The sequence below is a fragment of the Microcoleus vaginatus HSN003 genome, assembly GCF_022701255.1.
In the GTDB taxonomy this organism is placed as follows: Bacteria; Cyanobacteriota; Cyanobacteriia; order Cyanobacteriales; family Microcoleaceae; genus Microcoleus; species Microcoleus vaginatus_B.
The window spans coordinates 22411-36204 of sequence record NZ_CP031705.1 but is presented as its reverse complement, the minus strand read 5'-3'; the positions used below and the strand labels follow the sequence as shown (position 1 = coordinate 36204).

The window sequence follows — 13794 nt, the reverse complement described above, 5'->3', positions numbered from 1 at the left end:
AAATTTTCGCAGTACAATCAACCATAACTGCACGGAAAAGACGATGACTGAGATAATAACTGCTACAGGTCTGCCTCCTGCATTCCCCGACCATACCCAACTGCCAGACGAAGACGGTACATTTGTGAAAAATTTTCAGGAGCATCCCCAGAGCATCATTCTGACAGATTCGATCGGGCCGGTTGTAGAGCGCCTGCATCCAGACGGACAATATGCGATCGGGCAAGATTGCGGCATTTACTGGCGAGAAACTGACCCGCCAGAGCGAGGTGCAGAAGCACCGGATTGGTTTTACGTGCCCAATGTACCGGCAACACTGGACGGTTTTCGCCGTTCGTATGTACTTTGGCGGGAACACATGGCTCCGTTTATTGCTTTAGAATTTGCTAGCGGTAATGGAGAGGAAGAGCGCGATCGTACTCCCTTGACTGTGGCCGCCGACGGTACCACCACTAAACCGGGTAAGTTTTGGGTGTACGAGAGAATTATCCGCATTCCTTACTACGGCATTTATGAAATGAGAACGGGCAATTTAGAGGTCTATCACCTAATAGATTTTGTGTATCAAAGGATGCAGCCAAACGAACGCGGTCACTATCCCATTCCTTTACTAGATGTAGAATTGGGACTGTGGCAGGGAAGCTATCAAAATCAAGAACTGCTTTGGCTGCGGTGGTGGGATTCCCAGGGGAATTTGCTGTTAACTGGCTCCGAACAAGTTGAAATTGAGCGTGGCAGGGTCGAACAAGAACGGGAAAGAGCCGAACAAGAACGGGAAAGAGCCGAACAAGCAGAGCGAAAAGTCACCCAGTTAGCGGAGCGACTGCGAGCAATGGGAATCGATCCCGATGCTGAGGATTGATATCAAATTCCCAAAACTCTCTCTGTAGCGCGAGCATCCCGCATCTGATCTTTTATAGTCACAAAAAACAAAGCTGATGGAAACTAAACCGCCTCTACCGCCCTTTACGTTGGAAACGGCTAAAGCCAAAGTTCAAGCTGCTGAAGATGCCTGGAATACCCGCGATCCAGAACGAGTAGCCTTAGCTTATACGGAAGATTCTCAGTGGCGAAACCGTGCCGAATTCTTCAGCGGACGGGAAGAAATCAAGGCTTTTTTAAGACGAAAATGGGCAAAGGAATTAGATTACCGTTTAAAGAAAGAACTGTGGAGTTTTACAGACAATCGGATTTCTGTTCGCTTCGAGTATGAGTGGCATGATGATTCTGGCTACTGGTATCGCGCCTATGGTAATGAACAGTGGGAATTTGCAGAAAATGGGTTAATGCGAAGACGTGAAGCCAGCATTAATGATGTTCCGATTCAAGAGTCTGAACGGAAGTTTCGATAAAATTTATCTGTGAGTTGCTAGACGCATAAACCTGGTTTTTTAGGAAAATATGCAGGTTTCTAGTGAGAACTTTAGTCATGATTGACTCAATGCCAGAAAGACGAATAAAGTCCTCACTACTAACGAAAGGTTTGTAGTAAGGACTTTAGTCATGATTGAGTAAACGCCAGAGAGAGGAGTAAAGCCCTCACTACGAACGAAAGACGCGCAATTGCCCAACTCTCCTCAATCGGTAAGCAAACTCGGAGAAGTCAGCACAAAGACATCCCTGGTTCCCACCCCTTCAGATTCCGGTTTAACCGGCGTAGTAAAGTGGAAAAACTCATGGTCGTTAACTAACAGCAATTCTCCCGGATGCAGAATTTTATTAAAAACAGGCTTCTCTTTTTTAGCCAAGTACAAATGCGTTTCCCCGCCTACAATATTAGTTCTGTCTACTGAGAAAATCCCGATAAAGTCAGTACCGTCTTGGTGAATGCCTTCCGGTGCGGGGTTGCCGAAATTGTGCGGCGAACAAGTCGTCCTGATTTGATGGATACCGATTTCAGCTTCCGGGTGAATTTTGCAGGAATCGAAAAAAGCAAAAATCATCTGTTTGAAATTATCGAGGGCGATTAGTCGATCGTCCAATTCGGCAAATTCCCGCCTGATATCACCCACTAGCGGATTGTATGTTTTGCTTTGATACAAATAGCCGTGAGGTAACTTAACTAACTCATTTCCGTTGACTGCAAACCGCGACAATCTTCTCGAACGATACTTACCTTTCACATACGGATCGACAGGCATATCGTCAAAAAATTCCTTGAAACCTTCTAGCTTAATCGAGTTTACTTTTTTAAAAGTAAACATGAAGGCATAATCCAAATAAATGGATTCTAGTACGGTTTTCATATAGTTTTCTCCATGAAGCCTTGCTCCCCTCCCTAATTTTGCCTTGAGGAGGTGTATGCTTCTACTCTAGCGCAGGTTTTTTGTATGTGTCGTAAAAGACACTACAAAAATTGCAAAGATATCGTAAAGCTTGCAAGATGAATCCGGGGGCTGGTTCTTCTTTTAATCCAAAATCCAAAATCTAAAATCTAAAATCGATTGACCGCTTTCACCAGCGACTGACAGGCCCGCAGGAAAACGGCAACATCGACCCCAAGTGTGACGTACTGAACGCCAGCATCAATCCACTGCTGGGCGATTTCGGGGTTTTCGGCAAAAGTACCCGCGGCTTTGCCTGCTTTGCGGATGGTTTGCACTGCTTCCTGCATCATGTCGATGACTCGGGGATCGCGGACTTGGCCGGGAATGCCGATCGACTGTGACAGATCGTAAGGCCCTAGAAAAATCACGTCCACCTCTGGGACAGTCACTATTTCTGCCAGGTTGTCGATGCCGCCTTTGCCTTCGACATGAATCACAACTAAGGATTCTTCGTTGAGTTTGTCGGTGATATTTGTACCTGCTGCAGTGAAAAGTCCGGCCCGCGTAGCGAAGGAAAGGCCTCGCGTGCCCAGAGGACTGTATTTAGCACTTTTGACAGCGGTTTCAGCATCAATTTTGCTTTCAATTTGAGGTACTTGAACGCCTGCACTGCCGATATCAAGAGCTCGTTGAATTTGCGGCCCGTCGTTTTTGCGGACGCGAACAATCGGTGCAATTCCGGTACAGTCGGCGGCACGACACAAATCTTCAGCAGCAAGCGGGTTCAGGGGGCCGTGTTCCATGTCGATAACGGCGAAATCAAATCCAGCGTGACCGCATATTTCCATGAATGCGGGATAAGCGCAGTTCATAAATAAACCGAGGACTGTTTCGCCTTTTTTTATTTTTTGTTTGAGTTGGTTTTGACGCATGGGTGATCCCGGAAAGTTTAGTTTTTTTTACCGCAGATGAAGCCAGATTGTTTTTAATAATACAGCTCAAATATTGTCGTGATAAATTACTTTATGTTAAGAGAATTGATAAAAATTTTATAGCTGCTTTTGCTTCTATTTTAAAGGGAATTAAGCACAAAAGCCAGCCGAAAATAAACATTCCTAAAATTGGTAAAAATATTGGTCCCACGGAGGGTTCGACTACCCAAGCAAATAAAGCAAACATTCCAATACTGCCAGTTGTCCACAGCCAAAGAATCAAAAATCCTAGGACTATTTTATGTAAAGTCATCCTAATTTTGATGGAACAACCGAACTGTTGAGTGTATATATCTCCTTCTATAATTGGGAACAATAAATTTCTACCGATGATGATGCGATTAATTCTGAAGCTTTTGCCAGAAATTGTTCCTTCATAAGGTTTGGGAGGTGGCGGGCCAAAGGGTATAATTACTCTAACAACTTTGGGAGGAGTGACAACTTCTTCCAACCTGCGCCCGACTTCCGAAAAAGTTAAACTGGTGGTAATTGTTAAACTCTCAAAAGGAATCAATGACCTAAAAAATTTTACGATTTTGAGCATAAGGTTGACCCGACTGTTCAATAGTTGTTGCTGGTATAAATGCCTGTTTTATAAAAAAAGTTTGCCCTGACAGCACCGCGAAATACCAGTATACTGCAAAATAAACATTTAGATGGGATGAGTGTTTTTCGCGCTATGTCAAAATTAATTCCACAATCTCCGATGAAACTTCGACAGTATCTATTTTTGCTCAAAGGTCGATCGATCCTTACCCTCTCCCTCGGCATCATTTCCGCGATTGGCAGCATTTCCCCAGTATTTGCCGAACCTCCCCGCAATCCCGACACTGCTGAAACTTGCGACATTCTAGTAGCAGGCGGCGGGCTCGCGGGCGCTGCTACCGCTTACGAAGGTTTGCTGGCGGGCCGCACAGTTTGCCTGACTGAAATTACTGACTGGGTAGGCGGTCAAATTTCCTCCCAGGGAACTTCCGCACTCGATGAAAGAGAGACTCAGCGATCGCTCTTATTTTACCCCCGTGGCTACCTAGAATTGCGGGAACGGATCAAGGAACATTACGGCCGACTAAATCCCGGAGGCTGTTGGGTTAGCTATTCGTGTTTCATGCCCTACGACGGTCACAAAATTCTATTTAACATCTTGCAGGATGCCGCTAGAAAAGGCAAAGGCACGCTGAAATGGTTTCCCAATACAGTTATTAAAGAACTAGCAATTACTCCTGCTGTGGCGGGGAATACGGTTGGGGGCCAACAAATTAAAAGTGCGATCGCCATTCAACATAAACCCGCCGCCAACACGCCACCACTCAACACCGAAACTCTTTCTCAAACTATCGAAGATGCCTATCGCTACGAAAATTCTCCGCGATTTAACAAAACTATTATTCGGTTTATTTCTAAAGCATCTGGAACCCCCCCTAACAAAAAAAGGGGGGGGACTTCCACAAGTTCCCCCCCTTTACAAGGGGGTGCTGATTGGTACGTTGTAGATGCCACCGAAACAGGCGAATTGATCGGACTTACCGATGTTCCCTACCGCCTCGGAATTGACCCGCGTTCCCCTCTCGAACCTTCCTCCGCTAGCCCAAGCGGCGACGCTTACTGCACTCAAGGTTTTACCTACACCTTTGCGATGCAGGCAACGAAGGAACCGCAGCAGCATCAAGTGCCGTCTTTTTATCAACAATATGCTCCTTACTACAGCTACGAATTGCCGAGATTGGCGAGCTTTCCCTTAGTTTTCACCTACCGCCAAATCAGGAGCATGAGACCAGATCAAAAGCGACCTTCAGACCCGAAGCAATTCCCCATTTATCCGGGGGATATTTCGATGCAAAACTGGACTTGGGGCAATGACTATCGTCCCGGTTCTGCTGAGGATAATTTAATTTATTCTCGCGCGCAGTTGGAAGCAGCAGGTCAACTGCAACCGGGGGGATGGATGGGCGGTTTGCGAACCGAAACTTTGCGTAAGGGAGAGGAAAATGCCAAAGGATTTTTCTACTGGCTGGTAACAGGAACTACTGACTCGCAGCTAGGAGATGGAGTGAAAAAGCCTTATCCAAACAATCGTTTTTTGAGCGGGTTGGATTCGCCGATGGGGACGGTGCACGGACTTTCTAAATATCCTTATATGCGGGAGGGCCGGCGTATTATTGGGCGGCCGAGTTTCAATCAGCCTCAAGGTTTTACGGTGTGGGAAGTTGATATGTCTCGCACTGACTTTACGGCTGATTTTTATCGCCAGAATTTGTCGGAGGAAGAGTATCGCAATTTGTGGTTAGCTGTGGGTGGTTTGAATGCGCCGGCTTTGGCCGTGGGAAGTCAATCTGTTGAGGATACAACATCGCGATCGCGCGCTACGATTTATCCTGATTCTGTGGGTATTGGTCATTATGCGATCGACTTTCACCCCTGCATGACCAACAGTCCGCCGGAAGCACCAGGAAATACCGAACGCGAAGGCACTCGCAAAGGTCAAGGGCAAGCTTATCCGTTCCAAATTCCGCTGCGGGCAATGATTCCCCAGAAAATTGACAATATGTTAGTCGCAGGTAAAAGTATTGCTGTTAGCCACACAGCGGCGGCTGCTTATCGAGTGCATTCTTTTGAATGGTCTGCCGGTGCGGCGGCGGGAGTTACGGCTGCTTTTTCCTTGGAAAAAGGGATTTTACCTTATGAATTAGTGGACGAATTGCCATCCCGCGAGCCGAACTTGGAAGTGTTGCAGTTGCGGTTGCAACAAAATGCCAATCCGATCGCCTTTCCGGGTACTTCTATTTTCAATAGTTCGTGGCAAAATTGGAAATAATCGCTTGGTAATCTGTAGGGGGAACATTCTGTCCGCCGCACAATAAAATTTACTCTTTGTGGAACAGGGTGGAACAGGCTTTCGGGCCTGTTCCTCACACCCCACAATTAACTCGTTACCAAGAAGAGCCTGCTAACCAGTATAAAATAACCAATAACTAAATAGCTGATAAACAGCAATTTGTCATCCATCTTTCGATAGAAGCAATCAGACACTGCTTTAGTCGGATAATATCAATAATCTCAAAAATATTCCCCCCTTCCCCTTCAAACTCCCCAAAGGTAACGGTCATGTCAACTGCACAGATAACAAGCCCCAATTCCAATAATGCTTATGCCAAACAGTTACTCAGAACCTTAGTAGCAGTCAAAAAAGGGGACTTTTCAGTTCGGATGCCCATAGACCAGACCGGTCTAGCGGGGAAAATTGCTGACGAACTTAACGAAATTATCGAGCTCAATGAGAGAATGGCGGCCGAACTCGATCGGATTGGCACAGTTGTCGGTAAAGAAGGCAAAATCGCCCAGCGGGCCACCATCGGCAGCGCCGAGGGGTCATGGGCAGCTAGCGTAAACTCAGTCAATACCCTAATTACAGATTTAGTGCAACCAACCTCTGAAACCGCCAGAGTAATTCGCGCCGTAGCAAAAGGAGATTTATCGCAAACCATCGCGTTAGAAATAGAAGACAGACCCCTGAAAGGAGAATTCCTCCAAACAGCGCAAATTGTTAACACAATGGTAGACCAGTTGAGCTCCTTTGCGTCGGAAGTAACGCGGGTTGCTAGGGAAGTAGGAACAGAAGGGAAATTAGGCGTGCAAGCTGAAGTACAGGGAGTTGCAGGAACCTGGAAAGATTTAACAGATTCAGTTAACTCGATGGCGGGGAATTTAACAGCCCAAGTCCGCAACATTGCGGAGGTGACAACGGCTGTAGCAAATGGCGATTTATCGAAGAAAATTACTGTCGATGTGAAAGGGGAAATTCTCGAACTGAAAAACACGATTAACATCATGGTGGATCAGTTGAGTTCCTTCGCATCTGAAGTAACACGGGTGGCGAGAGAAGTGGGAACCGAAGGTCAATTAGGCGTACAAGCGGAAGTCAGGGGAGTTGCAGGAACCTGGAAAGATTTAACGGATTCAGTTAACTCGATGGCGGGTAATCTTACCGCACAAGTACGGAATATTGCGGAAGTGACAACCGCTGTGGCCAATGGCGACTTATCTAAAAAAATTACTGTAGATGTTAAAGGCGAAATTCTGGAACTGAAAAACACTATTAACATCATGGTGGATCAGTTAAATTCCTTCGCATCTGAAGTAACACGGGTGGCGAGAGAAGTAGGTTCCGAAGGCAAACTCGGCGGTCAAGCAGAAGTTAAAGGAGTTGCAGGAACTTGGAAGGATTTAACTGATAGCGTTAACTTCATGGCAGGCAGTTTGACAGCACAAGTGCGGAACATCGCTGAAGTGACAACCGCTGTGGCCAAGGGCGATTTATCTAAGAAAATTACCGTAGATGTTAAAGGGGAAATTCTCGAACTCAAAAACACCGTCAACACGATGGTTGACCAGTTAAATTCCTTCGCATCTGAAGTAACCAGGGTTGCTAGGGAAGTGGGAACCGAAGGGAAATTAGGCGTGCAAGCTGAAGTGCAAGAAGTAGCAGGAACCTGGAAAGATTTAACGGATTCAGTTAACTCAATGGCCGGAAATTTAACAGCACAAGTCCGAAACATTGCTGAGGTGACAACCGCTGTGGCTAACGGTGACTTATCTAAAAAAATTACGGTACAGGTTAAAGGCGAAATTTTAGAGCTCAAAAACACCATTAACGTGATGGTGGATCAGCTTAATTCCTTCGCTTCTGAAGTAACCAGGGTGGCTAGGGAAGTGGGTTCCGAAGGTAAACTTGGCGGTCAAGCAGATGTCAGAGGCGTAGCAGGAACTTGGAAGGATTTAACGGATTCCGTTAATTTTATGGCGGGTAGTTTGACTGAACAAGTAAGGAATATTGCTGCTGTTACGACGGCTGTGGCAAATGGTGACTTATCTAAAAAAATCACTGTAGATGTTAAAGGTGAAATTTTGGAGTTAAAAAACACTGTTAACACGATGGTGGATCAGTTAAATTCCTTTGCTTCCGAAGTAACCAGGGTTGCTAGGGAAGTGGGAACAGAAGGGAAATTAGGTGTGCAAGCTGAAGTTAAAGGAGTTGCTGGAACCTGGAAAGATTTAACGGATTCAGTTAACTCGATGGCGGGGAATTTAACAGCCCAAGTCCGCAACATTGCTGAAGTAACAACGGCTGTGGCAAATGGCGATTTATCGAAGAAAATTACTGTCGATGTGAAAGGGGAAATTCTCGAACTGAAAAACACGATTAACATCATGGTGGATCAGTTGAGTTCCTTCGCATCTGAAGTAACCAGGGTGGCGAGGGAAGTAGGAACGGAAGGTAAATTAGGTGTGCAAGCTTATGTGCGGGGTGTAGGGGGAACTTGGAAAGATTTAACTGATAATGTTAACTTGATGGCGGGGAATTTGACGGCCCAGGTGCGGAATATTGCGGAAGTGACGAAAGCGGTAGCAAATGGGGATTTATCAAAGAAAATTACCGTTGATGTCAAAGGCGAAATTCTCGAACTGAAAGACACTATTAACGTGATGGTGGATCAGCTTAATTCCTTCGCTTCTGAGGTAACGCGGGTGGCGCGGGAGGTGGGAACTGAGGGTAAATTGGGCGGTCAAGCTGAGGTGAAAGGAGTTGCGGGAACTTGGAAGGATTTAACCGACAATGTAAACTCGATGGCGGGAAATTTGACCGCGCAAGTGCGGGGTATTGCTAAAGTTGTGACGGCGGTGGCGAATGGCGATTTGAAGCGGAAATTAATGCTGGAAGCTAAGGGAGAAATTGCGACTCTGGCAGATACGATTAATGAGATGATTGATACGCTGGCTACGTTTGCCGATCAAGTTAGTACGGTGGCGCGCGAGGTGGGAATTGAAGGGAAGTTAGGCGGTCAGGCGAAGGTTCCGGGCGCGGCGGGAACGTGGCGAGATTTGACGGATAATGTGAATGAATTAGCGGCGAATTTGACTACTCAGGTGCGCGCGATCGCAGAAGTGGCAATTGCTGTTACCCGAGGCGATTTAACGAGGTCAATTTCCGTCGCTGCTGAAGGAGAAGTTGCCATTGTTAAGGATAACATTAACCAGATGATTGCCAATCTGCGGGAGACAACGCAGAAGAATACCGAGCAAGATTGGCTGAAAACAAACCTCGCTAAGTTCACTCGAATGCTGCAAGGCCAGCGGGATTTAGAAACAGTTTCTAAACTAATTCTTTCAGAATTGACGCCGCTGGTTTCTGCTCAGCATGGCGTCTTCTTTATGATGGAAGCTGTGGAGCATGATCCGTTTCTCAAACTGTTAAGTACCTACGCCTACCGCGAACGCAAACAGTTAGGAAATAGATTCCATTTAGGCGAAGGTTTGGTAGGACAGTGCGCCCTGGAAAAAGAACGAATCCTGTTGACAGAAGTGCCGGACAACTACGTTAAAATTAGCTCGGGTCTGGGAGAAGCTACGCCGCTGAATGTCGTGGTTTTACCTGTACTATTTGAGGGAGAAGTGACGGCAGTAATCGAGTTAGCTTCGTTCCGCCGATTCAGCGAAATTCACTTGACATTCCTCGACCAACTGACGGAAAGTATCGCCATTGTTTTAAATACAATTGCGGCGAGTATGAGGACGGAAGAGTTGCTGAAACAGGCGCAATCTTTGGCTGAAGAGTTGCAAACTCAGCAAAGGGAACTAAGGGACACTAACCAGCGGCTAGAACAGCAAGCGCAGGTGCAGAAGACGAATGAGGAACTGCTGAAGAAGCAGCAGGAAGAGTTGCAACAAACGAATGAAGAACTAGAAGAACAAGCGGAATTGCTAGCGCTGCAAAATAAGGAAGTTGAGCGGAAAAACCGAGATATCGAACAGGCGAGGGGGTTGTTGGAAGAAAGAGCCGAACAGTTGGCTCTAACTTCTAAGTATAAGTCGGAGTTTCTGGCAAATATGTCTCACGAGTTGCGAACTCCGCTGAATTCGCTGTTGATTCTGGCTCGATTGCTTTCGGACAATACTGAAGGCAATTTGACTCTGAAGCAAGTTGAATACACGCGCACAATTTACTCGGCGGGAAATGATTTGTTAGGGCTGATTAATGACATCTTGGATCTCGCTAAGATTGAATCAGGCACGATGTCGGTGGAAATTGAGCAAGTGTTGTTTAAGGACTTGCGAGATCATTTGGAGCGAACTTTCCGTCAAATCGCCCAGGATAAGAAGTTGAGTTTTAAAATCGAGCTGGAGGCTGAGTTGCCAAAAGGTCTCTATACTGATGCTAAACGGCTGCAACAAGTTTTGAAGAATCTCCTCTCGAATGCGTTTAAGTTTACTGAGCGAGGTGAGGTGAAATTGCGTGTCGAAGTAGCGCGGGAAGGGTGGAGTGTAGAGATAGAAAGTTTAAGGACTTCCCCTACGGTTTTGGCTTTCTCAGTTAGCGATACGGGGATTGGAATTTCGGCTGAAAAACACAGGGTTATTTTTGAGGCTTTCCAACAAGCTGATGGTAGCACTAGCCGCAAATACGGGGGTACGGGTTTGGGTTTGTCAATTAGTAGAGAAATCGCTAATCTGTTAGGGGGAGAAATTCAATTGACAAGTCGCCCTGGTGAGGGTAGTAGGTTCACGCTTTATCTGCCGCAAACTTACCAAGAATCGCGAAGAATGAATGATCAGGAATCGGGAACGGGCAAGCCAATGGCTCAATTGCCGGCTGCTATTTCTTCTGCAGTTCCTTCGCCGAATTTCAATTTGCCGATCGCCCCTTATCCATCACCGATGATCGCTGACGATCGGGAAAATGTCAGTCTCGACGATCGCGTGCTTTTGATTATTGAAGATGATGTAAACTTTGCTCGAATTCTGTTGGATATGGCGCAGGAACAGGGTTTTAAAGGTTTGGTGGCTTTGCGGAGCGATATCGGTTTGGCGATGGCGCGAGAGTTCAAGCCAACTGCGATTATGTTGGATCTAAATTTGCCTGTGATGGATGGCTGGACAGTGCTCGATCGCTTGAAGCACGATCCAAGTACGCGCCACATTCCGGTTCACATTGTATCAGTTGAAGAAGGGCGGCAGCGCAGTTTGCAGTTAGGGGCGATCGCGTACTTACAAAAGCCGGTCAGCCGCGACGCTTTGAGCCAAGCTTTGACTGATATTAAGGGGTTTGTGGAGCGGCCTGTGAAGAATTTGCTAGTCGTGGAAGACGACGAAACACAGCGTCTGAGCATTGTGGATTTAATCGGCAATCACGATGTTTCTACCACGGCTGTGGGGAGTGGTGCAGAGGCGCTAGCAACTTTGATGTCAGGGCCTTTTGATTGCATTGTACTGGATTTGGGACTGCCAGATATGACTGGTTTTGAACTAATTGAGCAGATTAAGCAACAGGCAAGTTTGAAAGCTCTGCCGATTATTATTTATACGGGCAAAGAGTTGACGAGAGCCGAAGAAACTCAACTCAAGCGCATGGCGGAAACAATCATTGTTAAAGATGTGCGATCGCCAGAACGTTTGTTAGATGAAACAGCTTTGTTTTTGCACCGAGTCCAAGCAAATTTGCCCGAACCAAAGCGCCAAATGCTAGAGCAATTGTATCAAACAGATTCGACCCTCGCGGGCAAGACAGTCTTGATTGTTGACGACGATATGCGGAATATTTTCGCCCTTACGAGTATGCTGGAGCGCCATCAAATGACGATTGAGTATGCCGAGAATGGGCGAGAGGGCATTGCTAAATTGCAAAATACGCCTGACATAAATATTGTGTTGATGGACGTGATGATGCCAGAGATGGACGGTTACGAAACCATGCAAGCAATTCGTAATATGCCTCAATTTGCTTCGTTGCCAATGATTGCTCTTACTGCGAAAGCTATGAAGGGCGATCGGGAAAAATGTATCGAAGCTGGTGCGTCTGACTACATTACCAAACCTGTGGATACGGAACAGTTGCTCTCGCTGCTGCGTGTCTGGCTTTATCGATAATAAGTCAGTTGTCAGTTGACTGTTGGCAGTTGTTAGTTGTCAACAGTCAACAGTCAACAGTCAACAGTCAACAATGCCCAATTCCCAATTACCAATTAAAAATGCCCGAAAGCCATGAACTGGAAACAATCGAAATTCAACTCCTACTAGAGGGAATGTTTCGCTATTACGGATTTGATTTTCGCAATTATGCTCTTGCCTCTCTCAAGCGCCGTATTTGGAACACTATTCGCTCGGAACGGCTCACCAGTGTCTCTGCACTTCAGGAAAAGGTACTTCACAATCCTGCTTACCTAGACCGTTTACTGCTGGACATTTCTGTCAATGTAACGGCGATGTTTCGCGATCCCACCTTTTACATTAGTTTCAGAAATAAAGTGGTGCCGCTGCTGCGTACTTATCCTTTCATTCGGATTTGGCACGCTGGATGTTCAACGGGAGAAGAAGTCTATTCTATGGCAATTTTGCTGCAAGAAGAAGGACTGTATGACCGCTGTCGGATTTACGCTACGGACATGAATGAATTAGTTCTGAAAACAGCAAAAACAGGGATATTCCCGCTGAAACAAATGCAAGAATATACGCAACTCTACCACAAAGCTGGGGGCAAGAAAGCGTTTTCTGAGTATTACACTGCTGCCTATGAAAATGCGATTTTTCGCTCTTCACTTAAAGATAATATTGTCTTTGCTCACCACAACCTAGCAACGGATAATTCTTTTAATGAGTTTAATGTTATTTTATGCCGTAATGTGATGATTTATTTCAATTCACACCTCCAGGAGCGGGTACACAAGCTTTTTTATGAGAGCCTGGGAATGTTTGGGGTTTTAGGACTAGGACATCAGGAGTCTCTGACTTTTACACCTTATGAAAAATACTATGAACCAATTGAAAGTAGTGATAAAATCTACCGAAGAGTTAAATAAAAAAAAATTTGAAATAGTGGTTGTTGGCACGTCTTTGGGAGGGCTAGAGGCTCTGACTGTGCTGCTGGCAGATTTGCCACAAAGCTTTCCTTTGCCTGTAGTTATTGTCCAACACCGCCATAAGAGTTCTCAGAATAGGCTTACTGATTTTTTACAAAAGCAAAGCTCTCTCCAAATCACAGAGGCCCAAGACAAAGAGGAGATCGTACCTGGACGGGTTTACTTGGCTCCTGCGGACTATCACTTGCTAATAGAATCGCCCTGTGAGGAGGAGTTTAGGCTGTATGAAAACGACTTTACAGAATGGGGGAGCGTGGCAGTCGAGTCAATCCATAATTCAAAATCCCCAATCCCCAATCGCCGAACTCCTAAATTTGCACTATCAACAGAGGCTCCTGTCTCCTACGCGCGGCCCTCAATCGATGTGCTGTTTGAGTCTGCTGCAGATGCCTTTGGGGAGAAAGTTATCGGCATAATTTTAACAGGAGCTAATTCTGATGGCAGTGAAGGGCTGGCAAAAATTAAAGCTGAGGGAGGATTGACATTTGTGGAGGAACCGGCTTCGGCTTTATGCGCGACCATGCCAGCCTCCGCGATCGCAAATGTTGAAGTAGACTGGATTTTACCCCTCTCTAAAATCGCTCCCTGTTTAGTCAATTTGCTAAGAATTAAAGATTAAAAAAA

9 protein-coding genes are annotated in these 13794 nt (G+C 46.0%); 6 read left to right on the top strand and 3 right to left on the bottom strand.

Annotation, left to right across the window (positions count from 1 at the left end; translation table 11 throughout):
* Positions 1-43 precede the first annotated feature (43 nt).
* The gene (locus tag D0A37_RS00115) at positions 44-862 is read left to right on the top strand and encodes a Uma2 family endonuclease (RefSeq protein WP_242719845.1); all 819 of its coding nucleotides are present in this window, start codon (positions 44-46) and stop codon (positions 860-862) included.
* A 76-nt stretch (positions 863-938) separates the two neighbouring features.
* The gene (locus D0A37_RS00110; protein WP_190657739.1) at positions 939-1352 is read left to right on the top strand and encodes a nuclear transport factor 2 family protein; all 414 of its coding nucleotides are present in this window, start codon (positions 939-941) and stop codon (positions 1350-1352) included.
* A gap of 225 nt (positions 1353-1577) precedes the next feature.
* Here D0A37_RS00110 and D0A37_RS00105 read toward each other — a convergent pair whose 3' ends face one another.
* The 3 genes from D0A37_RS00105 to D0A37_RS00095 form a co-directional block, all read right to left on the bottom strand.
* Positions 1578-2246, bottom strand: coding sequence for a 2OG-Fe dioxygenase family protein (locus D0A37_RS00105; protein ID WP_242719843.1), 669 nt, complete (start codon positions 2244-2246; stop codon positions 1578-1580).
* Between the two features lie 188 nt (positions 2247-2434).
* Complete coding sequence (locus tag D0A37_RS00100; RefSeq protein WP_242719841.1) at positions 2435-3199, bottom strand: HpcH/HpaI aldolase family protein; 765 nt, start codon at positions 3197-3199, stop codon at positions 2435-2437.
* A 91-nt stretch (positions 3200-3290) separates the two neighbouring features.
* The gene (locus D0A37_RS00095) at positions 3291-3803 is read right to left on the bottom strand and encodes a hypothetical protein (protein WP_242719839.1); all 513 of its coding nucleotides are present in this window, start codon (positions 3801-3803) and stop codon (positions 3291-3293) included.
* A gap of 162 nt (positions 3804-3965) precedes the next feature.
* Here D0A37_RS00095 and D0A37_RS00090 point away from each other — a divergent pair, with 162 nt between their 5' ends.
* The 4 genes from D0A37_RS00090 to D0A37_RS00075 all read left to right on the top strand — a co-directional run bounded on the left by D0A37_RS00090 (position 3966) and on the right by D0A37_RS00075 (position 13789).
* Positions 3966-6074 carry an FAD-dependent oxidoreductase gene (locus D0A37_RS00090; protein WP_242719838.1) on the top strand — a complete coding sequence of 703 codons (2109 nt, stop codon included), beginning with the start codon at positions 3966-3968 and terminating at the stop codon, positions 6072-6074.
* A gap of 290 nt (positions 6075-6364) precedes the next feature.
* Positions 6365-12181, top strand: coding sequence for a HAMP domain-containing protein (locus tag D0A37_RS00085; protein ID WP_242719837.1), 5817 nt, complete (start codon positions 6365-6367; stop codon positions 12179-12181).
* Positions 12182-12282: 101 nt separating this feature from the next.
* Positions 12283-13110 carry a CheR family methyltransferase gene (locus D0A37_RS00080; protein ID WP_242719836.1) on the top strand — a complete coding sequence of 276 codons (828 nt, stop codon included), beginning with the start codon at positions 12283-12285 and terminating at the stop codon, positions 13108-13110.
* Positions 13064-13789 carry a chemotaxis protein CheB gene (locus D0A37_RS00075; protein WP_242719835.1) on the top strand — a complete coding sequence of 242 codons (726 nt, stop codon included), beginning with the start codon at positions 13064-13066 and terminating at the stop codon, positions 13787-13789. The genes D0A37_RS00080 and D0A37_RS00075 overlap by 47 nt, the downstream gene beginning before the upstream one ends.
* Positions 13790-13794: the final 5 nt, after the last annotated feature.